Raw genomic sequence first — 21,708 nt, 5'->3', positions numbered from 1 at the left:
CGGTTCCGCACAGCGGCCCAGCATCTCTCGAAGATGCTGGGCCGCTGTCGTTTCCCGGGCTGGTCTGACCAGCGAAGGGGGTGGATGGTGCGGGCGGCAGGGGTGCGCAGGCGGGGTGGTCGGCCCGGATGGGAGCATTGCGGGCGTGTCTGTTGTACGCCGTCTGCCCGTGGTCAAGGACCTGACCTTGGTGACGGCGGGGGCGATGACCGCGAATGTGGCGGGCTATCTGCTGCAACTGTTCGCGAGCCGGTGGCTGGGCGTGGCGGGATACAGCTCGTTCGCGAGCCTGCTGGCCGTGCAGATGCTGTGCGCGGTCCCCGCCCTGGCGCTGCAGAACGTGATCGCGCGCGAGGTGGTGCGCGGCGCGCCCGCCGCGGCCGCGCGGACGCTGGCATTGCGCTGCGCGGGCTGGGTGACCGCTGCGGCGCTGGTACTGGTGCCGCTGGTCAGCGCGGTGCTGAAGGTGGGCGTCGCCGCGTCGGCGGGAGCCATGTGCACGGCGCCGCTGCTGGTGCTGCTCGCCGGTGAACAAGGGATCGTGCAGGGGCGCAGCAGGTTCCGGGAACTCGCGACAGTGCTGGGCGGGGCGGCGATCCTGCGGATCGCTCCGGCCTTGATCGTGCTGGCCTGCGGTTTCGGTCCCGCGCCCGCACTGTGGGCCGGGGCGGCAGGCACCGCGCTCGCGGTGGCGGCGGCCCGCTGGATCGCCGACGGGACGGTCGCGGACCGCGGCCGAACCACAGGCGAGACTCGGACATTCGACGGCGACGCCGACGCGACATCACTGATTCCCGATGCCACCGACCGGGCTCCGACCGGAACCCCGCCCGCGCGAACGGCTTCCGCCGCACCGCGGGGGACCGATGCGTGGGGTCTCGGGGTGGCCGCCGTGTTCCGGGCGGTGCAGGTGCAAGCGGCCTTGACCGCCTTGTCCGCCGCGGATCTGCTCGTGTCGCGGATTGTGCTCGACGAGAACGATGCCGGGCGGTACGCGCTGGGGGCGATCGCGGCGAAGATCGCGTTCTGGCTGCCCCAGGCGGTGGGCGTGGTCCTGTATCCGAAGATGGCGCAGCCACAGCACTCCGCGCGCGCCATGCGATCGGCGCTGGCGGTACTGGTCGGAATCGGGGCGGTCACCGTCGCCGGGGCCGCGGTGGCGGCGCCGCTGGCGCCCCTGTTCGCGGGCCGCGATTACGCCCCGATCCAAGGGCTGCTGTGGCTGTTCGCGCTCGAAGGCGCGTTGCTGGCGGTCCTGCAGGTCACGTTGTTGTCGGCGATCGCGGCGGATCGGACCGCACCGGCGGCGATCACCTGGATCGGGTTGGCGGTGGGCGTCGCGGTCATGCTGACGTGCGCCCACTCGGTGCTGTCGCTTATCGTCATCGCCACCGTCACCGCAGCCGTCACCACCCTGGTGATCACCGGTGTCGCGCTGCGCACGGCCCGCGCTGCGGGCGAGAGTTCGTCGCGCGTCCCCGATCTCGGGGCGAGCGGAACGTAGGGTGCCGGTGTGAACGAGCAGGCCCCGCAGCGCGACCGGCGCCGGCTGATCCCGGCCGGGTACAGCCTGCTCCTGTCCGCGATCGTCCTGGGCCCGCTACTCGCCCCCGGATACCTCCTCCTGCGCGACGCCGTCAGCACCCCCCGCTCCTACCTCACCGACTCCGCCCTCGGCCTCGGCGACGCCGCCCCCCGCGCGGTCCCCCAGGACGCCTTGATCGCCACCTTGTCGGCCGTCATCGACGGCGGCCTCATCGTCAAAGCAATTCTGCTGACCGCGCTTTGCCTGTCCGGCTGGGGCGCCGCCGCACTGACCCGCGACCTACTGCACGCATCCCTGGGGCCGCAGCTGGTCGCCGCAACGGTGACGATCTGGAATCCGTACGTGGCCGAACGCCTGCTGCAAGGCCATTGGAGCCTGCTCACCGGCTACGCCGCCCTCCCGTGGATCGCCCTGCTCGCCGGGCGATTGCGCGCCAACGCTTCCGAACCGCCCGACGGCGAGCGACGTGCGCGCGCGTGGGGAACATGGGCGGCGCTCGCGGGCTGTCTGGCGGCGGCCGGTCTCACTCCCACCGGGTCCCTGCTCGCGGGCATAATGGCGATACTGCTGGTCGGTAAGCGGAATTGGCTTGCCACCGCGGCACTCTGGATCCTCTCGGCGGCCCCGTGGCTGACCGCGACCGCTTTGTCGGGTGCGGGCGCGGAGCCGTCGGATCCGGCCGGTGTCGCGGCGTTCGCGGCGCGGGCGGAACCGTGGCTCGGCACCCTGGGCAGCCTCGCCGGATTGGGGGGCATCTGGAACGGCACCGCCGTTCCCGGCTCGCGCACAACCTTTTTCGCGCTGGTGGGGACGGTGCTGCTGCTCGCGTTGGTGGCGTCGGGCGTGCGCGCGGTGCTCGCGGGGACCGGTACCGACTCCGGACGCACCGTCCGGCGTCGGCTGGTTGGGCTGGGGATCGCCGCGATCGTCCTGCCTGCGCTCGGGGCTACCGGGTGGGGGCTGGCGGTGGGTGAGTTCCTGGTGCGCGGGGTGCCGGGGGCGGGGCTGCTGCGGGATACGCAGAAGTTCGTGGCGCTGGCGGTTCCCGGGTACGCGTTGTGCGCGGCGGCGGGGTGCGTGGCGGTCGGAGGGTGGATCTCGGCCCGGATGACGGACGGGTCGAGCGGTACCCCCGAGCGGGCTCGGACCGGCGGGGCCGCAGTGCTTTTCCTGGCGATCGTGTTCTTGGCGCTGCCGGATATGGCGTGGGGTGTCGGGGGCGCGTTGCGGCCGGTGCACTATCCGGCGGGTTGGGAGCGGGTGGCGGCCGCGGTCGAGTCGCCGGGCGATGTCGCGGTGCTGCCGGGCGGGATGTTCCGGAAGTTCCGGTATTCGGGTAGTGCGCCGGTGCTGGATCCGGCGCCGCGCATGCTGCCGCGGGATGTGTTGCAGACCGGGGAGCTGCCCGTGCGCGGCGGCAATGTGGCCGGGGAGGGTGAACGAGCCGGGAAGGTCGAGAACCTGCTGCTGCACGGCGGTTCCGTGCCGGACCTGGGCGGACTCGGAGTGGGCTGGGTGCTGGTGGAGGGCGGTACGCCGGGACCGCTGGGGGAATCGAAAACTGTTCTGGCCCAACTGACGCCGGTTTACGCCGATCGGGATGTGCAGCTGTTCCGGGTGCCCGGAGAGATCGCCGTCCATGACGCCACCGCGGGCAGCCGCCGTATCGCCGGGGCCGCGCATCTGTTGTGGGCAGCGCTGCTCCTCGGCGGATTCCTCACCGCCGCAAGCTGTTCGATGCGGGCCGGGTCAGTCCTTCGGAAAGCCGAGCGCGAACCCCGCAGCGATCACGACAACGCTGATTAGCGCGATGACGACGATGATCCACATCCATCGATGCTAGGAATCGCGACACGTCCGTGCCGGTGCTTCGCCGAATTCGCGTGTCAGACTCGGGTGGGCGCGATCAATCCACTGACCCGGTCGCCGCGGGTCACCGCGGACAGCACCTCGTAGACGCCGTTTCCGGTTTGCTCCCAGGAGAATTCGCGAGCCCGGGCTCGGGCCTTCTCCCCCAGCACGGTGCGCGCTTCGCCGTCGCGGAGCAATTCGCCTACCGCCGCGGTCAATTGGGCGGAGTCGTCGACGAGCAGTCCGGTGACACCGTCCACGACGGAATCGGTGAGCCCGCGCGAACTGCGGTAGCCGACCGTGGGCACCCCGTGCTGGGCGGCCTCGATGACCGCCAGCCCCCAGCCCTCCTTGCGGGAGGGCAGCACGTGCACCCAGGCGCGGGCCAGCAGCCGATGCTTCTCGTCCTCGTCGACGTGCCCGTGGAAGGTGACCGCGTCGGCGATGCCCAGGTCCCGGGCGTGCGCGCGCAGGTTCTCGGCCCACCAGCCGTCGCCGACCACGTCGAGGTGCAGGCCGGGGATCTGGTCGCGCAGCCCGGCCACCGCGGCCATGGCGTCCTCGATCTGCTTGTGCGGCACCAGCCGCGAGAGCACCACGATGCTCGGGTGCGCGGTGCGGGCGGCGGCGTCGCCGGCGCGAACCTGGTCCGGGATGGGTTCGGCGCCATTGCGCACCACCGCGATTCGCGGCGCGTCCACTCCGAGCGCGGTGAGCTCCTCGGCCGACGGCAGCGAGACCGTCAGATACTGATCGCCCCGATGCACGCGCGGCGACAGACGCGATTCGATCCACCAGCCGATCCGGCCGACCAGTCGCCCGGCCACCGGCCACTGCTCGCGATGCCCGTGATGGACCAGAACCACGGTCGGTGCGGCGGTGGCGGCGCGGGCGAAGAAGGGGATGCCGTTCTGGGTGTCGATGACCGCGTCGGGACGCAGTCCTTTCAACGGTCCGATCCCGACCCGGCCGAGCGCGATGGCGGCCAGCGCCCGCGGGTACACCGTGAACCGGCCCCCGCCACGGCTGATCTCGATCCCGTTCACCGATTCCCGCCGGGCCGCGCCCGGATATCCGGCGGTCCGCAGGGTGACCTTGACGCCCCGGGCGGCCAGCTGCGCGCCGACCTGCTCCAGATACCGCTCACTCCCGCCGCCCTGCGGATGCCCGGTGTCGCGCCAGCACAGCAGCAGCACTTCACGCACGGGCGAATCTCCATGGGGACGGTCGGGGGGACGGACAGACAATGGGCTCCACCGTACCGCCTCCCCGAAACTTCAGCGGGCAGCTGGGAGCCGTTCATCGATTTGCACCCGTGCCGGCGGTCGAGTGCCGACCAGATTTCGGGCGTACCCCAGGAGTTACCCCCACCTCACGAAATCAGTCGCACGGTCCTATAGGCCCCGCAGTGCCTCGACGCCACTGTGCGAGACTTCTCGCCGTGCTTCGAGCTCAGCAGCCCACTCCACGCCGGCCGCGCTTCGCCCGCCGGGCGACGTTGCGGCGGTCGCTGCGGCTGCTGGGGAGTTTTCGGTTCGAGCAGACCGATCCGGCCGTGTTCTACGGCGGGGTGGCGACCGATACCGCCGAGCTGGTGTCCGACTTCTACCGGGATCTGACCGGGGAGTCGCTGCGCGGCGCCATCGTGCTGGACGTGGGCGGCGGTCCCGGCTATTTCGCGGACGAGTTCGCGCGGGCGGGTGCGCGCTATCTGCCGGTGGAGCCGGATCCGTCGGAGATGCACGCGGCCGGGTTGCGGGTGGCGGGCGCGGTGCGCGGGTCGGGGATGGCGCTGCCGTTTCGTGATGACGCGGTGCAGGTCTGCATCTCCTCGAATGTGGCCGAGCATGTGCCGCAGCCGTGGGTGATGGCGGCGGAGATGCTGCGGGTGCTGAAACCCGGTGGCCTCATGGTCTTTTCGTACACGGTGTGGCACGGGCCGTTCGGCGGGCACGAGACCGGGCCGTGGCATTACCTGGGCGGGGAGTACGCGGCGCGGCGGTATCGGCGCAAGCACGGGCGGGAGCCGAAGAACCGTTTCGGGCGTTCGCTGTTCGCGGTGCGCGCGTCGGAGGGCGTGCGCTGGGCGCGGGAGACGCCGGCGGATGTCGAGATCCTGGCGGTGTTCCCGCGGTATCACCCAGGCTGGGCCTGGTGGATGGTGCGGGTACCGGTGCTGCGGGAGCTGCTGGTCAGCAACCTGGTGGTGGTGGCGACCAAGCGGGCCTGATCAGCGGATGGAGAATCCGCGCCGCCACACCCGGCGGAAGCCGGTGCAGGTTTCGGGTTCGCCCCAGGGTGACTCCTGGATTGCCAATCCGACCGTCTCCATCGCGGTCAGTCCGACCTGGCCGGCGAGGGAGTTCACGGCGGCAACCGCTTCGGCCGCCAGTAATGCGGCGGTGGCTTGCGCGGTGGTGAGGGTCCGGCCCGGCAGGAAGGACACCACCCAACCGCCCGCGCCGACGCTTTTCGCCTGATGCGGCGTGAGATCACTGGTCATCAGCGCTCTACCGACCACTTGCACCGCCATGACTCGGACTCCCCTGTGCGGTAACGATTCCTGTACTGAGCGAGCTATCCGCGATAGCTATAAAGCATGCTCGTTGCGGCTGCCGAATGCAATAGTGCGTTCGGCGAAAACTGAACCGACAGGTCGGAATTCGATTGCGTGGGGTGCTACCGATTTGCCGCGAGTATGCGGAAGCGCCTGCGCCACTGCGTTTCCGACGCGGTTCAGTCCGCCGGCATCAACAGCCGCAGTGCGGGCTGCCCCTTCCGAACGGTCGGATAGGTCGCCTCCACGACCTCGACCCGCCAGCCCGGGGGAAGTACCCGCTCCAACTGACCCGCGGCTCGCTGCATGGGAGTGCTGATCACCGGGGCCTCGAAATCGGACAACTCGTCCAACAGGAAGTCATCGAACCGCATATCGGCCATTCGGGATCTACCTTTCGAAGAGCTATGCGATAGCAACCGACCGAAGTGGTGGAGAAAGGCGTACTCAGCCGAGCATAGGCCACCACCGGGCAACCCAGATTTCAAACCGCGTTTTGCCTCGCGGGTAACAAGGCGGCTTAGAAACCGAGGAGTCCAATTTCAAAGAAAATCCCGGTCAGCGGGACGTTTGCCCGCCAGGGCGCGGACAACCACGGGGGCAAAACTGTAACGTGTTCTCATGGAGTACCAGAGTCTGTTCATCGGTGGCCGCTGGACCGCGCCGGCCGGCCCCGACACCCTGTCCGTCGTCTCGCCCGCAACCCTGGAAACCGTCGGCAGCGTGCCCGTCGTCACCCGCGCCGATGTCGACGCCGCGGTCGCCGCGGCCCGCCGGGCCTTCGACAGCGGACCCTGGCCTGCCACCCCGCCCGAGGAGCGCGCCGCCCTGCTGTCCCGCGTCGTCGCGCTGCTGGACCAGAAGGCCGGCGACCTCGCCAACGCGCTGTCCGCCGAAACCGGTGCGCCCCCGATGGCCGCCAGCACCCTCAACTACGTCTCCGGCCGCGCCACCCTCGACTTCTACGCCGGCCTCGGCAAGTCCTTCCCCTGGACCGAGACCCGCACCGGGCTGTTCGGCACCACCCGGGTTTCGCGCGAACCGGTCGGCGTGGTCGCCGCCGTCATCGCCTGGAACGTCCCCATCTTCCTGGCCATCAACAAGCTCGCGCCCGCCCTGCTGGCCGGCTGCAGCGTGGTGCTCAAGCCCGCGCCCCTGACCCCGCTGGCCGCCAACCAGCTGGCCGACATCTTCGCCGAGGCCGGCCTGCCCGAGGGCGTGCTGTCGGTGCTGCCCGCCGAGGCCGACGCCTCCGAATACCTGGTCTCCCACCCCGGCGTGGACAAGGTGACCTTCACCGGCAGCTCCGCGGTCGGCCGCAAGATCGCCGCCATCGCGGGCAGCCAGCTCAAGCGCTGCTCCCTGGAGCTCGGCGGCAAGTCGGCCGCGATCCTGCTGCCCGACATGGACATCGCCACCATGCCGCAGCTCGCCTTCTCCGGCCTGATGAACAGCGGGCAGGCCTGCGTGGCCCAGACCCGCATCCTCGCCCCGCGCAGCCGCTACGACGAGATCCTCGAGGCCCTCACCGCCGCGGTGGAACTGTTCCCGGTGGGCCTGCCCGACGACCCGGCCGCTCAGCTCGGCCCGCTCATCTCGCAGGCGCAGCGCGAACGCGTCGAGGGCTACATCGCCAAGGGCAAGGACGAGGGCGCGCGCCTGATCCGCGGCGGCGGCCGCCCCGCCGACCTGCCCGGCTGGTACGTCCAGCCCACCGTCTTCGCCGACGTGAACAACGCCATGACGATCGCCCGCGAGGAGATCTTCGGCCCGGTCCTCTCGGTGCTGCCCTACGACACCGAGGACGAGGCCATCGCGATCGCCAACGACAGCGACTACGGCCTCGCGGGTTCGGTCTGGACCACCGACATCGAGCACGGCGCGACCGTCGCGTCGAAGGTCCGCACCGGCACCTACGCCATCAACTGGTACGCCTTCGACGCCTGCGCCCCCTTCGGCGGCTACAAGACCTCCGGCATCGGCCGCGAGAACGGCCCCGAGGGCCTCGACGCCTACTGCGAGACCAAGTCCTTGCTCATGCCCATGGGTGCTTGACCGCCTCTCCGCGACTTCAGCGGGCGGCTCGGGTGCCGTAGCCAGACGTGCACCCGTGCCGGCGGTTGAGAGCCGAAACCATTTTGGGGGTACCCGGCGAGTTACCCTCGCCTCCCGAAATCAGTTGTCCCGGCCCCGTCCTCCGGCTCCAGCCATCAACGCAAAACGGCTCGCCTGCACAGATTGTGCGGGCGAGCCGTTTTTCGTTCTGACTTACGCGAGGCGCTGCTTCAGGGCCTCGAACTCGTCGCGCAGGCCGGAGGGCAGCTTGTCGCCGATGAACTCGAACCACTCCTCGATCGAGGGGATCTCGTTCTTCCACTCCGCGGCGTTGACCGCGAGCGCCTCGTCGACGTCGGCGGCCGACACGTCCAGGCCCTCGAGGTCGAGATTGGCCGCGACCGGCACATTGCCGATCGGGGTGGCGGTGGCCTCGGAGCGACCCTCGATGCGGCCGACGATCCACTCCAGCACGCGGGAGTTCTCGCCGAATCCGGGCCACAGGAAGCGGCCGTCGTCGCCGCGGCGGAACCAGTTGACGTAGAAGATCTTCGGCAGCTGCTGCGCGTCGGCGTTCTTGCCGAGGGTGATCCAGTGGTTGAGGTAGTCACCCACGTGGTAGCCCATGAACGGCAGCATGGCCATCGGGTCGCGGCGGACGGTGCCGACCTTGCCCTCGGCGGCCGCGGTCTGCTCGGAGCCGACGGTGGCGCCCATGAACACGCCGTGCTGCCAGTCGAAGGACTCGGTCACCAGCGGGATGGTGGTCTTGCGGCGACCGCCGAACAGGATGGCCGAGATCGGCACGCCCTGCGGGTCGTCCCACTCGGGGGCCAGGGTCGGGCACTGCGCCATCGGGGTGCAGTAGCGCGAGTTCGGGTGCGCGGCGAGGGTTTCCGACTCGCGCTCGAACCAGTCGTTGCCCTTCCAGTCGACGAGGTGGTCGGGGGTGCCTTCCAGGCCCTCCCACCACACGTCGTTGTCGTCGGTGAGGGCGACGTTGGTGTAGACGGTGTTGCCGGCCTCCATGGTGGCCATGGCGTTCGGGTTCGAGCTGTGGTTGGTGCCGGGGGCGACACCGAAGAAGCCGAACTCGGGGTTGACGGCATATAGTCGGCCGTCCGCGCCGAAGCGCATCCACGCGATGTCGTCACCGAGGGTCTCGGCGCGCCAGCCCGGGATGGTCGGCTGGATCATGGCGAGGTTGGTCTTGCCACAGGCCGACGGGAACGCGGCGGCGATGTAGTACGCCTTGTTCTCCGGCGAGATCAGCTTGAGGATCAGCATGTGCTCGGCCAGCCAGCCCTCGTCGTGCGCCATCGCGGAGGCGATGCGCAGCGAGTAGCACTTCTTGCCCAGCAGCGCGTTGCCGCCGTAACCCGAACCGTAGGACCAGATCTCGCGGTCCTCGGGGAAGTGGGTGATGTACTTGGTGTCGTTGCACGGCCACGGCACGTCGGCCTGGCCCTCGGCGAGCGGGGCGCCCACGGAGTGCAGGGCCTTCACGAACTCGCCGTCGGTGCCGAGCTTGGCCAGCGCGGCCGCGCCCATGCGGGTCATGACGCGCATGGAGACCACGACGTACTCGGAGTCGGTGAGCTCGACGCCCAGCTTCGGGTTCTCGGCGCCGAGGGGGCCCATGCAGAAGGGCACCACGTACATGGTGCGGCCCTTCATGGAGCCCTTGTAGAGCTCGGTCATGGTGGCGCGCATCTCGGCCGGGTCGACCCAGTTGTTGGTCGGGCCGGCGTCGGCCTCGGTCTTGGAGCAGATGTAGGTGCGCGATTCGACGCGGGCCACATCGGAGGGGTCGGAGAGCGCCAGGTAGGAGTTGGGCTTCTTCGACTCGTTCAGCTTCTTGAAGGTGCCGGCGGCCACCAGCTGCTCGGAGAGGCGGACCGCTTCCTCCTCGGACCCATCGGCCCAGACCACGCGGTCGGGCTGGGTGAGTTCTGCGACCTCCTGTACCCAGGCAAGCAGTTCCTTGTGCTCGGTGGGCGCGGTGCCATCGTGAAGACCAGGAATGGTCGCTGAGGTCATGAAAACTCTCCTGAGATGGGCGGGCCCCGATGACCATCGAGCCGAGGAGCGCGGCTCGCGACACCGAGTGCCACCAATTGCGGCAAGGCTCCCACTGGTCCCGAACGCTCGCCCATACCGGCTGGACGTGTGTTCAGGAACGCAACGGATGCCCTGGTTCCTGCCATAGAGGTTAACGCCATATATCGCGCTGTACGGAATCGGGTTGTCCAGTCGGTACCGGGTCGAAACCTCGGACCAGCCGCTATGCGAATTCGAGTGCGGCCAGGTCACGTTCACACGCTTGCAGGAGGGCGGGTCGCCGCTGCGCCGCCTGCCGCAATTGCGCCTCCAATTCACCGACCCGTAAGTCGGTTTCGACCATGCGTGCGGCGGCACTGCCGAGCACCTCGTCGGTGAGCCGTTCCTCGGCGTCGACCAGGGCCGTGGCCACCCGCTGTTCCAGGCCCGCCCGGGCGTCGACCAGCGCGTCGGCGACCCATTGCCGCAGGTGGGCGCCGTCGGCGAGCTGTCTGCGGGCGCGCACCACCCAGCCGGCGCCCGCGGCACCGAGGAACAGACTGACCGGCAGGATCGCGTAGTCGAACGCCTGCAACAGGGCCAGCGGCGTCACCAGCAGCCGGCCCAGGCCGAAGCCCGCCGACGCCCCGAGCGCGATCACCAGATGGTCTTCCACGCCACGCAGCCGCGGCCCCGGCGTCGGGACCGCCCGCGCCACCCGTTCCGGCGGGGCCGGAAAAGATATATGCCATTCCTCGGCGACGGATTCCTCGACCTGACGGCACAATTCGCCGATCCGGGAGCGAATCATCCGATCCATCTCTTGTGTGAGCTTTTCCACAGATTCGCTCACTCGTCGCGGAAATTCGGCGTGCGCACCCCGCGGCAACCCGTCGATCTCGTCCCGCAACTCCGTGTGCAACCCCCGAATCCGGGCCCCGACCTCGTGCAACAGATCCACTCGCGCCAATTGCAGCCGATTCCGGACCACGCTCATCCCCGATCCGCGCCCGCCGTCGCCGACCGCCAGCAACCGCGCCCGCTCCTCCCGCAGCGCCACCACGTCCCCGCCGTCGCGCACCTTGCCCAGCTGCTCCCGAATCCGCCGCCGCGTCTCCCCGACCACCCGCTCCCGCACGATCGCCACCTGATCGCGCACCGCTCCCGCCCCGGCCGCCGCCACCAGCCGCGCGTGCAACAGCCCCACCCCCGACCGATCCACCAGCGCCGAATCCCCGCTCCCCCGCCCCACCGCCGCCATCCGCGCCGACACCGGCACGATCTCCTCCGCGCCCCCGCCCGCCTCGGCCAGCAGCTCCACATTCCGCTTCCGGACCTCCCGCCAGTCCCGATGCGCGTGAATCCCGTCCAACGCGAACACGATCCGCGTCCCGTCCACCCGCAGCCCCCGCACCCGCTCCACCAGCCCGGCACCGACCAACGCCCCCGCATCCAGCACCACGAGCGCCACCGCCGCCGGGCCGCGGCCGCCGTGCGCCGGGACCACGACGAAGTCGATGCGCGGCCGGAACCGCGCCAATTCGACCCGCAGGGCGGCCGCGTGGGAATCATCGGCTCCGACGAGCGCGATCGCCGCGGACCCCACTGGCTCCGGATTCGCCAGCGCGCGCAACAGTGCCAGCCCGTGGGGATTCCACCGCATGACAACGGCCTCGACCGCTTCCGGCAGCGCGGCGCGATCGACTGCGGCGGGGCCGTCCACCGGCGTCGCCGGCCGACACATCGCGGGCGGCGCGGCCCGGTGCGGCGGGAGCTCGAGCCCGCTCGGCCGTACGCCGTCGAGGGGGCGGGGTTCGGGGATCAACACCGCTGATTCGGATCCCGCGGTGGATTCGGCTTGGCCGCAGGCGAATCCGGGCGGGCATCCGGCACTGCCGGTCAGTCGGCGAGCGCGGCGGCGACAGTCTCGTAGCGGCGGTGCAGCTCACGGTGCAGACGATCGATTCCGCTGGCGCAGTGCAGGATTTGGAGTAGATGTTGCGCGGGGAGCCGCGGATCCCGGCGCAGGGACGCCAGCAGGCAGGAGACGCCGAAGAGGTCCCAGCGGTCGATGAGGGCCCGGCGGGCGTCGAGGTCGGGGCCGGGGGCGGTGAACAGGTCGTGGGACAGGCACAGGGGTGAGTCGGCGTGCTCGCGGTGGCGGTGCAGGGTGCGGAGGTCGATGTCGGTGAGGGTGCCCGCTCGGGTGTGGGCGGCCAGGGCGGCGACCACCGGGAAGACGGGGAGGCCGTGGCGGGCGGTGAGGTCCTCGGCGGCGGTGGCGGCGTCGGACCAGCGGACGCCGATGGCGTCGGCCTTGTTGAGGACCACCAGGGTGCGGTCCGGGTGCAGGGCCGCGAGGGCGCGGTGGTCGGCCGGGTCGGCGAGGCCGGGGAGAACATAGAGGACAAGGTCGCCGTCGAGGGCGGGGTTCGGGTGGCCCGGATGGTCGAGGGGGCGGGTTTCCTCGGCGGTGAGCAGGGACAGGGCTCGGCGGAGGGTGGTCTTGCCGGCGCGGGCGCGGCCCGTGACCTGGATGCGCGGCGATCGCCCGGGCGGCACGCGGGCAGCCTAGCGAGACGCCGCCGGTGCGGGGGCGGAAAACTCTCATCGAACCCACAACCAAGACCGTTCGGTCCCGGATGTGGTCCGGGGCGGGTCGGCGGCGGCTGGTGGAAATGGCAACTACCGCAAGGTGAGTCACTGTCCGGTTGTCATCGCGGGTGGTCGCGGCGGCGTGTCCGGCGTGGCGTCGGGCCTGGCAGCCGGATTGATCTTGGCCGTCGGAACCCGTGGTCGATTGCTGCGCTAAGGATCGAATACTGGAGAATGGACGCCGTGAACGACGCCGCGAACCCCTCTGCCGAGCCAGTTCCCGGGCCGCGGTCCGCCGACCCCGCCGGTGACGCCGATCACCCGGAAGCCACCGCCGAACGGACGGATCGGCCCGTGGGTGGCAACCGCCTCTATCCCCGGGTCACCAGTTTCCGCATGCGCCGGGGCGCGGTGTCGCCGTCGCGCCAGGATTCCTGGGATCGGCTGTGGCCGGTCATCGGCAAGGACGTGTCCGACGAAAAGCTGGACGCCGATGCCTGGTTCGGCCGCTCGGCGCCGCTCATCATCGAGATCGGCTGCGGCACCGGCACCGCGACCGCGGCCATGGCGCAGGCCGAGCCGCAGTTCAATCTGATCGGCATCGAGGTCTACAAGCCGGGTCTGGCCCAGCTGGTGCAGCGCGTGGAGCGGGAGGGCATCGAGAACCTCCGGGTGCTGCGCGGTGATGCCGTGGATGTCCTGGAAAACATGATTGCTCCCGAATCGCTGACGGGCGTGCGGGTGTTCTTTCCGGACCCGTGGCCCAAGGCTCGCCACCACAAGCGGCGGCTGCTGCAGCCGGAAACCTTCGCACTCATCGCAAGTCGGCTGATTCCGGGCGGCGTATTGCATGTCGCGACCGACCATGCGGACTACGCAGAGTGGATCGGCCAGTACGGCAATGCGGAACCCCAGCTCATCGGCATGAACGAGCCGACCGGCGGAGATCCCGAGGCGTACCGAGCCAACGCACCGATTGGTTTCGAACGTCCGATTACCAAGTTCGAAAACAAAGGACTCCGCGCGGGTAGCGCCATCACCGAGTTCATCTGGGGGAAGATCGAATCATGAGCGTCAGTGAGATGACCCCGGAGGTCGCGGAAGTTGCCGGAATAATGCACGGCTCCGACTCGACCGGACTACAGGGCACCACCGGGCTCCACGGCAACGCGGCCGTAGCCATTGGCGGCACCGCCACCGACGTGCGGCGCGTGCTGTTGGTCTGGGATGCACCGAATCTCGATATGGGCCTGGGCGCCATCCTCGGCGGCCGCCCGACCGCCGCCTACCGCCCGCGCTTCGACGCGCTGGGCCGCTGGCTGCTGGCCCGCACCGCCGAACTCTCGGTCGGCAGCAAGACCCGGGTCGAACCCGAGGCCACCGTCTTCACCAATATCGCCCCCGGCACCGCCGATGTGGTGCGACCCTGGGTCGAGGCACTGCGCAATGTCGGCTACGCCGTCTTCGCCAAACCGAAGGTCGACGAAGACTCCGATGTGGACAGCGACATGCTCGGCCACATCGAGCTACGCCGTCGCGGCGCCGGACTGGCCGGAATCATGGTGGCCTCCGCCGATGGGCAGGCGTTCCGCGCGCCCCTCGAGGAGATCGCCGCTTCCGGTGTGCCTGTTCAGGTACTGGGTTTTCGCGAGCACGCGAGTTGGGCCGTCACGTCGGATATTCTCGAATTCATCGACCTCGAGGACATCCCGGGCGTGTTCCGTGAACCGCTGCCCAGGGTCAGCCTCGACTCGCTGCCCGACGAGGGTGCGTGGCTGCAGCCGTTCCGGCCGCTGTCTGCCCTGCTCACCTCCCGCCCCGCTCAAGGAGTCGCTTAGTGTTCACCCGCTGGGGCGACCTGGTCTACAAGCTGCGCTACACCGTCCTGGGTGTGGTCGTCGCCGCACTGCTCTCGTTGGGAGCGTTCGGGTTCGGGCTGGAGGACCATCTCAGCTCCAGCGGATGGGACGATCCCACCTCGGAGTCGACCGCGGCCGCGCAGCTCAAGGACCAGGTCTACAACCGCGACCACAACAGCGATGTGGTGCTGCTGTACACCGCGCCCGACGGCAAGACCATCGATGATCCGGCCTGGCAACAGAAGGTCATCGACAGCCTGAACAACCTGCCCAAGCAGCACCCCGAGATCACGCAGGTCAACGCGTCGCCGTGGAAGACGGAGACGGGTCAGCAGCTGGCGCAGGCCGCGAGCCCGGATCGCAAGCATGCTTTCGCGACGGTCGCCATCAAGGGCGACAACGACACCGAGATCATGCGCAACTACCGGAATGTCAAGAACGCCTTCACCGTTCCCGACGTGACGGTCGAGGTCGGCGGTATGCAGCCGATCGCGGGCACGCTGAACGACACCATGGCGCAGGACCAGCAGCGCATGGAGATCATCGCGATCCCGGTGGTCGCGATCCTGCTGTTCTTCATCTTCGGCGGCGTCGTCGCGGCCGCGTTGCCGCTGATCATCGGTGGCCTCACCGTGATCGGCGCGAACGGCATCGTCATGGGGATCACGAAGTTCACCGAGGTGAATTCGTTCGTCTCCCCGGTGGTTTCGATGATCGGCCTGGGTCTGGCCATCGACTACGGCCTGTTCATAGTCAGCCGCTTCCGGGAAGAAGTCGCCGACGGCTACGACACCAAGTCCGCGGTGCGGCGCAGTGTGCAGACGGCCGGCCGCACGGTCATCTTCTCGGCGACCATGATCATCGCCGCCAGCGCCGGCATGCTGCTGTTCCCGCAGGGCTTCCTGAAGTCGGTGGCCTACGGCACCATCGCGACCGTCGCGCTGGCCGCGGTCTCGGCGCTCACCGTGCTGCCCGCGCTGCTGTCCATTCTGGGCCCGCGCGTGGATGCCCTGGGTCTCAAGCGTTTCCGCAAGGAGAAAACCACCGAGCAGATCGAGAACGGCTTCTGGGGCAAGATGACCGCGTGGGTCATGAAGCACCCGCTCAAGGTCGCCATCCCGATCACCATCGGCCTGCTGCTGCTCATCATTCCGGTGAAGAACCTGCAGTTCGGCGGTATCTCCGAAACGTATCTGCCGCCGGACAATTCGACCCGACTGGCGCAGCAGCACTTCGACGAAGTGTTCCCGATGCGCAAGTCCGATCCGCTGCAGCTGGTCATCATCACCGACGAGTCCCGCAATGTCGGTCCGATCATCAGCTCCGCCAACGAGATCACGCCCGGTCTGCTGTCCAACGGCAAGTTCCAGATCCCCTCGCAGAAGCCGCCGAACGGCTCCAACGTGTGGGTCTCCGAGGGCCGGCTGGAGAAGGGCGCGGACAAGACCGCGGCCATCGACGCGCTGCGTTCGATGGAGGTGCCCGACGGCGCCGAGGTGATGATCACCGGTCAGCCCGCGATCGAGCAGGATTCGATCAGCGCGCTGCTGGACCGCATGCCGTTGATGATCGCGCTGGTGGTGCTGGTGACCACCATCCTGATGTTCCTCACCTTCGGTTCCCTGGTGCTGCCGATCAAGGCGGCGTTGATGAGCGCGCTCGGCCTGGGTTCCACGCTCGGCATCCTGACCTGGATCTTCATCGACGGTCACGGCGCGGGCCTGTTGAACTTCACCCCACAGCCGATCATGTCGCCGGTGCTGGTGCTGATCATCTCGGTGGTCTACGGCCTGTCCATCGACTACGAGGTGTTCCTGCTCTCCCGCATGGTGGAAGCCCGCACGCAAGGTGCGAGCACCACCGAGGCGGTGCGGGCGGGCACCGCGCAGACCGGCCGCATCATCACCGCGGCCGCGCTCATCCTGCTGGTCGTCACGGGCGCGTTCGCGTTCTCGGACCTGGTGATGATGCAGTACATCGCGTACGGCATGGTGTCGGCGCTGTTCATCGACGCGACCGTGCTGCGCATGCTGCTGGTGCCGGCCACCATGAAGCTGCTCGGTGACGACTGCTGGTGGGCGCCCAAGTGGATGAAGAAGGTCCAGCAGAAGATCGGCCTGGGCGAGCCCATCCTCGACGATGAGCGGCCCGGCGGCGGCGAAGTGGTCGACCTGGTGAAGACCACACCGATCACCGACCCGGTCACCATGCAGATCCCGATCATCACCGACGGCTCCACGCCCGCCCGGTCGCGCAAGCCGCGCCCGCGCCGCACCGTCGAGGTGGACAGCGAAGCCCCGACCCAGCGCATCGACACGGTGACGCCGAGCGAGACCACGCCGCCCGCCGACAGCCCGGCGCCGCCCGCGGACGGCAACCAGGCCGCCCCGCTGTCGGACCACGCCGCGCGTGGATTCCCGTCCGCGACCGCGCGTCCCGGATCCGGTGTCACGCCGTCGACCACCGCGCCCCCGGCCTTCGCCAAGCCCGCCGGCATCTCGGAGCCCGCCCCGGAGGTCACCTTCGGCGCACCGGCGGAGTCCGTGCCGCCGCTGGCGCCGCGACGGGTGTCCGGCGTGATCAGCGCGGCCGCCGCCGAGGCGCCGACCACCGAACTCGGTTCCGTTCCACCGGTTTCCGCATCCGGTCCGGCCGAGGCCACGCCTGCTCCGGTAGCCCCGCTGCCGATCGGCGATTTCGCCTCGCCCACCCGGAGTCCGGCCGGCGGCCTGCCGCAGCGGAAACCGGAGCCGATCCCCGCGCCCGCGGAGAACTCCGCGTACGGCCAGGACGTGGGCTTCACCGCACCGCCCGCCGCGGTCGCGCCGCCGAGCCCGGTGCCGTCGATCTCGCAGCCCGTGCCGCCGGTGACGCCCGCGCCCCCGGTCGCACCGGTATCGCCCGCGCCGCAGGCGGATTCGACGCCGCCCGCGCCCAGCGTCGGTTCGGAGCGGGTACTGCCGCCGCCCACGCCGAAGATCGCGCCGCACCCGGCCACCCGGGCCCAGCTGTACCAGCCGCAGCAGCCGGAGGCCGAGCAGCAGCCCGCTCCGGAAGCTCCTGCGGTGGAACACCATCCGACGCACCACGCGGCCGCCGAGCAGGACGAGGACGGCGGCGGGCGCAGCAGCATCGAACAGTGGATGTCGGATCTGCGCACTTCCCGCCGTCGGCCGGGCAAGCCGGACGAGGACGATGCGAAGCACCGCGGTGGTGAAGGACGTCAGGTGAGCGTCAACGAACTCCTGCGTCGCCAGAACAACGACTGACGCGAGGACACCAGGAAGGCCCGGCCGAATTCTCGGCCGGGCCTTCCTTTTTCGGCGCGCTGCCGAGCGAGGCGCTACGCGGAGCGCGTGCGCGAGTCCATCTCGGCGAAGACCCGCGCGTAGCGGGTGCCGACCACCAGCAACAGCACACCCACCACCAGGAACGCGCCCGCGCGCAGCAGTCCCGACAGGGTGGCCAGGTCGAACAGGAACAGTTTCGCCAGGGCCGCGCCGGTCAGGATCAGCCCCGCCACCAGCGCGACCTTCGCCTGCTGCGACCGGCGGGCCAGCCGGCGCAGGCCGAAGAGCAGGGCCGTGGTGGCCGCGACCATCCAGATGACCGTGGCGATCCCGTGTCCCGCGAGGAAGCCGTCACGGCTGCCGGTGGCCACACCGAGGGACACGGTCAGCGCGGTCACCGCGTACAGGCCACCGATTCCGGCGCACACCGACAGCACGGTGGCGTCGGATTCCCGATCCAGCAGACCCAGTCGGCGCGCGGTCCAGGCCGCGACCACCAGCACCGCCAGCAGGAACACCGCCGACAGCGCGGTCGAAAGACCCAGGTGCGCCTCGGCTTCCGGCTGCGCGGCCAGGGTTCCCGGATCGGCCCGGAACAGGAAGCTGAGCGCGCCCAGCCCGCCGAAGGCCGCGCCGAGGGCCGCCGCGAACCGCGACCGCTGCTGTCCGGCCACCGCCAGGAAGCCCGCCGCCACCACGAACATCGCGGACGGCAACGTCTGGACCTCCACCGCCCCGACGCACGCCTCGAACAGCGCGACCGCACCGGCCAACGCGGAAACCACGGCCAGATGACCCGGGACACGCGCGGCGGCACCGAGTTTCGGCAGCCACGGCACCACCGCGACCAGCAGCAGCACCGCCGCGAAGACACCGGAGACGACGGTCGGGGCGACGCGGCCGGAGAACAGCAGCGGCGCGGCCAGCATCGGGACGGTCGCCGCCCCGAAGCTCAGGCTCGCGGTCACGTCGTTCGCCCGGAGCCGTCCGCTGAGCACCGCGCCGGCCAGACCCGCCACCGCGATGACGATCGCCGCGGCGAACACCTCGAAACGCTCGGCCCGCGTGCCCGAGTCGAGGGCGATCCCCACCACCGCGACCAGCGTGGTCAGTACCGCCGGCAGCGTCCGCACGACATGCAGCCACGGCCAGTCGCGCACCAGATGCACCGGCAGCGCGGCGATCTGCAACACGATCAGGAACCCCAGCAGGGCGAGTTCGGTGGTCACGAACGGCGCGAGCAGCGCCGCCCCCGCCAGCACCAGCACGGCCAAACCTTGGGAACGCCACCGCATGGCCAGCGCCACGCCCCCGGCGGCGATCCCGAACGCCACCACGTAACCGACGACCGGATCCAGCCACTTGTACAGCGTGGTCATCGCGACGACATCCAGGTATCCCCCGGCGATACCGGTGGCCGCCAACGCGATTCCACCGACCCGGCCGCCCGCCTTCGCGAACACTCGCGCACCGACCGCGACCAGCGCACCCGAGAACACGGCGCCCGCAACGACTCTGGGCACCGGCCCGAAGAATCCGGCCTGCGCGGCCAGCACCAGCAGCATGACCACACCGATCAGCGTGACCGCCACCCCGGCCACGGCCAGCACGCGGCTGATCACGCCCTCCCGCTGCCACCACGGCGCCCGGACCGGACGTCCCGCCACGACTCGCCGCTGCTGCGGCAGCGACGGCATCGGCTGATGCTGCCCGCCTGGAGCCGTCCAGCCCGGCCACGCCGGCGCGCTGCCCGGGTACATCTGCCCCGCAGACATTCCCATCGGCGGAACGGTCACCTGCCCCCGGCCGGGCATCGACGGGACAGGACCGGCGACGGGAGGGTACGAAGTGCCCTGTCCACCGGCCATTCCCGGGACGGCCACGGACGGGCGGCTCCAACCGCTGGACGGTGGCACCGGCCCGTAGGCGGGCGCTGTCCAGGGCGGAATCCCCTGTTCCGCAACAGCTCCGGTCATGGCGATCGGAGTGGCCGGGTCCGATTGCGGGTTGTCCTGCGGAATCGCGCCCTGCACATCGATCTTCTCGGTCGTCCCGGCGACGGCATCCGCCGTACGCTGCGCCGCGCTCGTATCGGCGGCGCGCGCGACATCGGGTGCGGTTCCCGGGAATTCGGCGAGTACCTGGGTGTGCAGGGTGCGGAGGTCGCGGCCGAGGACGTCGAGCTGCTCGCCGAGCGAGGTGAATTCGGTCGACAGCCGCGCGATCAGGCGGGGATCGATGGCGGGATTCATACCGGCAATGCTCCCGACCCGGCCGTTTCGCCACATGAGTAGAAACACCCGGGTGGCGGGCGATTACTACCCGACCGGCGGCCGGAGGCGGGTCAGGCGGGGTGCACAGCGGTGGCGCGGGCGATGGTGGCGAGGATCTCGGCGGTGATCAGGTCCGGGGCTTCCAGCATCGGGACGTGTCCGAGGCCCGGCAGCGCGCGGATCTCGATGGCCGCGGTGGGCGTCAGCGGCGCGTAGACGTGCGGCGGCAGAACTCGATCGTGTTCGGGGAGCAGGATGGTGGTGGGGATCTCGAGTTCGGCGAGACCGGTGAAGCCGACAGGGAGGTTCGGGTCGGCAGAGAGGTCGTCGACGATGGCGCATTCGGTGATGGCCGCGGTCATGGCCTTGGCCAGCGCGTTCGGCACCGCGGCGGGGCGATCGGCGAGCAGCGGCAGCAGCAGGCTGCGGAGCAGCGACGGCATGGTCGGCTGCCGGTCCGGTCCCAGCCCGATGAGCGGCCCGAAGGCGCGGAACCGGCGGAGCAGGGAATCCGCGGCAGCGGGGGTGCGCCACAGTCCGGCGGGTGCGATGGCGGTGCAGGAGCGGGCCCGGCCGCGCGCGGCGAGCTCGAGGGCGATCCAGCCGCCCAGCGAGTTGCCCGCGATATGGGCGGTGTCCCAACCGGATTCGTCGAGCAGTCGTTCACAGTGGTCGACCAGGGCGGTGACGGTGGCGGGCCGGCCGGCCTCGGGTCCGCCCCAGTGGCCGGGCAGAGTGGGGGCGAGCACGGTGTGACCGGTGGCCAGTTCGTCGAGCACGACGCCCCAGGACTGCCAGGTGAGCAGCACGCCGTGCAGCAGGAGCAGCGGTTCCCCGCGGCCGGTTCGATGCACTGCCTCGGGAGCCGGGACGCCATCCACCATGGGCGTGACCCTACCGTCCGGACCAGGCTCGCGCCGACCGCGATCGCGGCTCACGCCCCGTTGAGGAAGCGCTTCCAGCTGGTTCCGAACGGGTGCTTGGCGGTCACCGAGCTGAACCGCAGGCTCCCGTGCACGACGATGTGCAGGGGCCCGATCGGCGGACCGCTGCGGACCTTGGTGTTGACGCTGGACCCCATCAGATCGATGGCGTTCAAGTCCACGGTGGCCTCGGCGGGCAGGATCAGTTCCAGCGAGCTGCAGGTGTCGTCGACGTGGATCTCGACCACCTGGGTGGACATCACGGCCTCGGTGAAGTCCAGGTGCACGCTGCCCATCAGGCTGTTCAGACGCAGGCTGGGCGGCACATGCCACACGCCGTGGCGACGCACACTCGACATGCGCGCGCGAATCACGTTGCCGGGCATGGCCACCGGCATCCGCGGCCCGCTCACGTAGCGGGGCTGCGGCGGCAGGTACCGCGGCGCAGCGGGTGCGGGGGCGGGCTGTCCGACCAGCCGGATACCCGGCAGATCGATCAGGACCGCATTGAGTTCGCCGCGGGTCTTGGCCGCGAGCGCGGTGTCCATGCGCTCGGTGAACTCCCCCAGCGACAGCATGCCCAGCCCGACCGCTCGCTGCAGCAGCCGGCCGACATGTTCGCGTTCGACATCAGATACCCGCAGATCCCGGTCGCCGATCACGGTGCCGGTCTCGATCGCGGAAACCGCTTCAGGACCTCCCATGCTTCGAGGCTAGCG

Annotated in this window: 16 protein-coding genes; 7 read left to right on the top strand and 9 right to left on the bottom strand. The window is 70.1% G+C overall.

What is annotated here, in order from left to right:
- Window positions 1-145: 145 nt before the first annotated feature.
- Together ACYVKL_RS22050 and ACYVKL_RS22045 are read left to right on the top strand one after the other, a co-directional pair.
- On the top strand, window positions 146-1,504 hold the full coding sequence (locus ACYVKL_RS22050) for a polysaccharide biosynthesis protein (protein WP_460772590.1): 1,359 nt from the start codon (window positions 146-148) through the stop codon (window positions 1,502-1,504).
- Window positions 1,505-1,513: 9 nt separating this feature from the next.
- Window positions 1,514-3,352 (top strand): MmpA family trehalose lipid delivery protein, encoded by a 1,839-nt coding sequence (locus ACYVKL_RS22045; protein ID WP_379165563.1) that lies wholly within the window; start codon window positions 1,514-1,516, stop codon window positions 3,350-3,352.
- An 80-nt stretch (window positions 3,353-3,432) separates the two neighbouring features.
- Here ACYVKL_RS22045 and ACYVKL_RS22040 read toward each other — a convergent pair whose 3' ends face one another.
- The gene (locus ACYVKL_RS22040) at window positions 3,433-4,602 is read right to left on the bottom strand and encodes a glycosyltransferase family 4 protein (protein ID WP_379165562.1); all 1,170 of its coding nucleotides are present in this window, start codon (window positions 4,600-4,602) and stop codon (window positions 3,433-3,435) included.
- 236 nt (window positions 4,603-4,838) lie between these two features.
- Here ACYVKL_RS22040 and ACYVKL_RS22035 point away from each other — a divergent pair, with 236 nt between their 5' ends.
- Window positions 4,839-5,627 carry a class I SAM-dependent methyltransferase gene (locus ACYVKL_RS22035; RefSeq protein ID WP_379165561.1) on the top strand — a complete coding sequence of 263 codons (789 nt, stop codon included), beginning with the start codon at window positions 4,839-4,841 and terminating at the stop codon, window positions 5,625-5,627.
- Here ACYVKL_RS22035 and ACYVKL_RS22030 read toward each other — a convergent pair whose 3' ends face one another.
- Window positions 5,628-5,930: a hypothetical protein gene (locus tag ACYVKL_RS22030; RefSeq protein WP_379165560.1), complete on the bottom strand. Its 303-nt coding sequence runs from the start codon at window positions 5,928-5,930 to the stop codon at window positions 5,628-5,630. It abuts the gene before it with no gap.
- A gap of 203 nt (window positions 5,931-6,133) precedes the next feature.
- The gene (locus ACYVKL_RS22025; protein ID WP_379165559.1) at window positions 6,134-6,337 is read right to left on the bottom strand and encodes a hypothetical protein; all 204 of its coding nucleotides are present in this window, start codon (window positions 6,335-6,337) and stop codon (window positions 6,134-6,136) included.
- 238 nt (window positions 6,338-6,575) lie between these two features.
- Between ACYVKL_RS22025 and ACYVKL_RS22020 the strand changes: the two genes are divergently transcribed.
- Window positions 6,576-8,009 (top strand): aldehyde dehydrogenase, encoded by a 1,434-nt coding sequence (locus tag ACYVKL_RS22020; RefSeq protein ID WP_379165558.1) that lies wholly within the window; start codon window positions 6,576-6,578, stop codon window positions 8,007-8,009.
- A gap of 213 nt (window positions 8,010-8,222) precedes the next feature.
- Here ACYVKL_RS22020 and ACYVKL_RS22015 read toward each other — a convergent pair whose 3' ends face one another.
- The 3 genes from ACYVKL_RS22015 to ACYVKL_RS22005 all read right to left on the bottom strand — a co-directional run bounded on the left by ACYVKL_RS22015 (window position 8,223) and on the right by ACYVKL_RS22005 (window position 12,611).
- Entirely contained in the window at window positions 8,223-10,049 is a 1,827-nt protein-coding gene (locus ACYVKL_RS22015) for a phosphoenolpyruvate carboxykinase (GTP) (RefSeq protein WP_379165557.1), read from the bottom strand.
- A 244-nt stretch (window positions 10,050-10,293) separates the two neighbouring features.
- Window positions 10,294-11,877 (bottom strand): hypothetical protein, encoded by a 1,584-nt coding sequence (locus ACYVKL_RS22010; RefSeq protein ID WP_460772584.1) that lies wholly within the window; start codon window positions 11,875-11,877, stop codon window positions 10,294-10,296.
- Between the two features lie 71 nt (window positions 11,878-11,948).
- Window positions 11,949-12,611, bottom strand: coding sequence for a hypothetical protein (locus ACYVKL_RS22005; RefSeq protein WP_379165555.1), 663 nt, complete (start codon window positions 12,609-12,611; stop codon window positions 11,949-11,951).
- A 267-nt stretch (window positions 12,612-12,878) separates the two neighbouring features.
- Between ACYVKL_RS22005 and trmB the strand changes: the two genes are divergently transcribed.
- From trmB to ACYVKL_RS21990, 3 genes are read left to right on the top strand one after another with little or no spacing between them, the layout of a single operon-like run.
- Window positions 12,879-13,715, top strand: coding sequence for a tRNA (guanosine(46)-N7)-methyltransferase TrmB (gene trmB / locus ACYVKL_RS22000; protein WP_379165554.1), 837 nt, complete (start codon window positions 12,879-12,881; stop codon window positions 13,713-13,715).
- The gene (locus ACYVKL_RS21995; protein ID WP_379165553.1) at window positions 13,712-14,482 is read left to right on the top strand and encodes an NYN domain-containing protein; all 771 of its coding nucleotides are present in this window, start codon (window positions 13,712-13,714) and stop codon (window positions 14,480-14,482) included. The genes trmB and ACYVKL_RS21995 overlap by 4 nt, the downstream gene beginning before the upstream one ends.
- Window positions 14,482-17,772, top strand: coding sequence for an MMPL family transporter (locus ACYVKL_RS21990; RefSeq protein ID WP_379165552.1), 3,291 nt, complete (start codon window positions 14,482-14,484; stop codon window positions 17,770-17,772). Before ACYVKL_RS21995 ends, ACYVKL_RS21990 begins: the two co-directional genes overlap by 1 nt.
- 74 nt (window positions 17,773-17,846) lie before the next feature.
- On the opposite strand, the gene ACYVKL_RS21985 is transcribed toward ACYVKL_RS21990, so the two are convergent.
- The 3 genes from ACYVKL_RS21985 to ACYVKL_RS21975 all read right to left on the bottom strand — a co-directional run bounded on the left by ACYVKL_RS21985 (window position 17,847) and on the right by ACYVKL_RS21975 (window position 21,648).
- On the bottom strand, window positions 17,847-20,045 hold the full coding sequence (locus ACYVKL_RS21985; RefSeq protein ID WP_379165551.1) for a DUF2339 domain-containing protein: 2,199 nt from the start codon (window positions 20,043-20,045) through the stop codon (window positions 17,847-17,849).
- 92 nt (window positions 20,046-20,137) lie between these two features.
- The gene (locus ACYVKL_RS21980; protein WP_379165550.1) at window positions 20,138-20,950 is read right to left on the bottom strand and encodes an alpha/beta fold hydrolase; all 813 of its coding nucleotides are present in this window, start codon (window positions 20,948-20,950) and stop codon (window positions 20,138-20,140) included.
- Window positions 20,951-21,000: 50 nt separating this feature from the next.
- A complete protein-coding gene (locus tag ACYVKL_RS21975) occupies window positions 21,001-21,648 on the bottom strand; it encodes a DUF1707 SHOCT-like domain-containing protein (RefSeq protein WP_213560722.1) in 648 nt (215 codons plus the stop codon).
- Window positions 21,649-21,708 lie beyond the last annotated feature (60 nt).

Source organism: Nocardia tengchongensis, assembly GCF_054781395.1.
Note: the sequence above shows the minus strand (reverse complement) of the source record. Positions and strands in the feature narration are given on the sequence as shown.

Excerpts from the sequence above, each read along its gene's own strand:
- ACYVKL_RS22030 (WP_379165560.1), bottom strand. The coding sequence starts at position 5,930 with ATGGCGGTGCAAGTGGTCGGTAGAGCGCTGATGACCAGTGATCTCACG.
- ACYVKL_RS22025 (WP_379165559.1), bottom strand. The coding sequence starts at position 6,337 with ATGGCCGATATGCGGTTCGATGACTTCCTGTTGGACGAGTTGTCCGAT.
- ACYVKL_RS22020 (WP_379165558.1), top strand. The coding sequence starts at position 6,576 with ATGGAGTACCAGAGTCTGTTCATCGGTGGCCGCTGGACCGCGCCGGCC.
- ACYVKL_RS22015 (WP_379165557.1), bottom strand. The coding sequence starts at position 10,049 with ATGACCTCAGCGACCATTCCTGGTCTTCACGATGGCACCGCGCCCACC.
- trmB (WP_379165554.1), top strand. The coding sequence starts at position 12,879 with ATGGACGCCGTGAACGACGCCGCGAACCCCTCTGCCGAGCCAGTTCCC.
- ACYVKL_RS21995 (WP_379165553.1), top strand. The coding sequence starts at position 13,712 with ATGAGCGTCAGTGAGATGACCCCGGAGGTCGCGGAAGTTGCCGGAATA.
- ACYVKL_RS21985 (WP_379165551.1), bottom strand. The coding sequence starts at position 20,045 with ATGAATCCCGCCATCGATCCCCGCCTGATCGCGCGGCTGTCGACCGAA.
- ACYVKL_RS21980 (WP_379165550.1), bottom strand. The coding sequence starts at position 20,950 with ATGGTGGATGGCGTCCCGGCTCCCGAGGCAGTGCATCGAACCGGCCGC.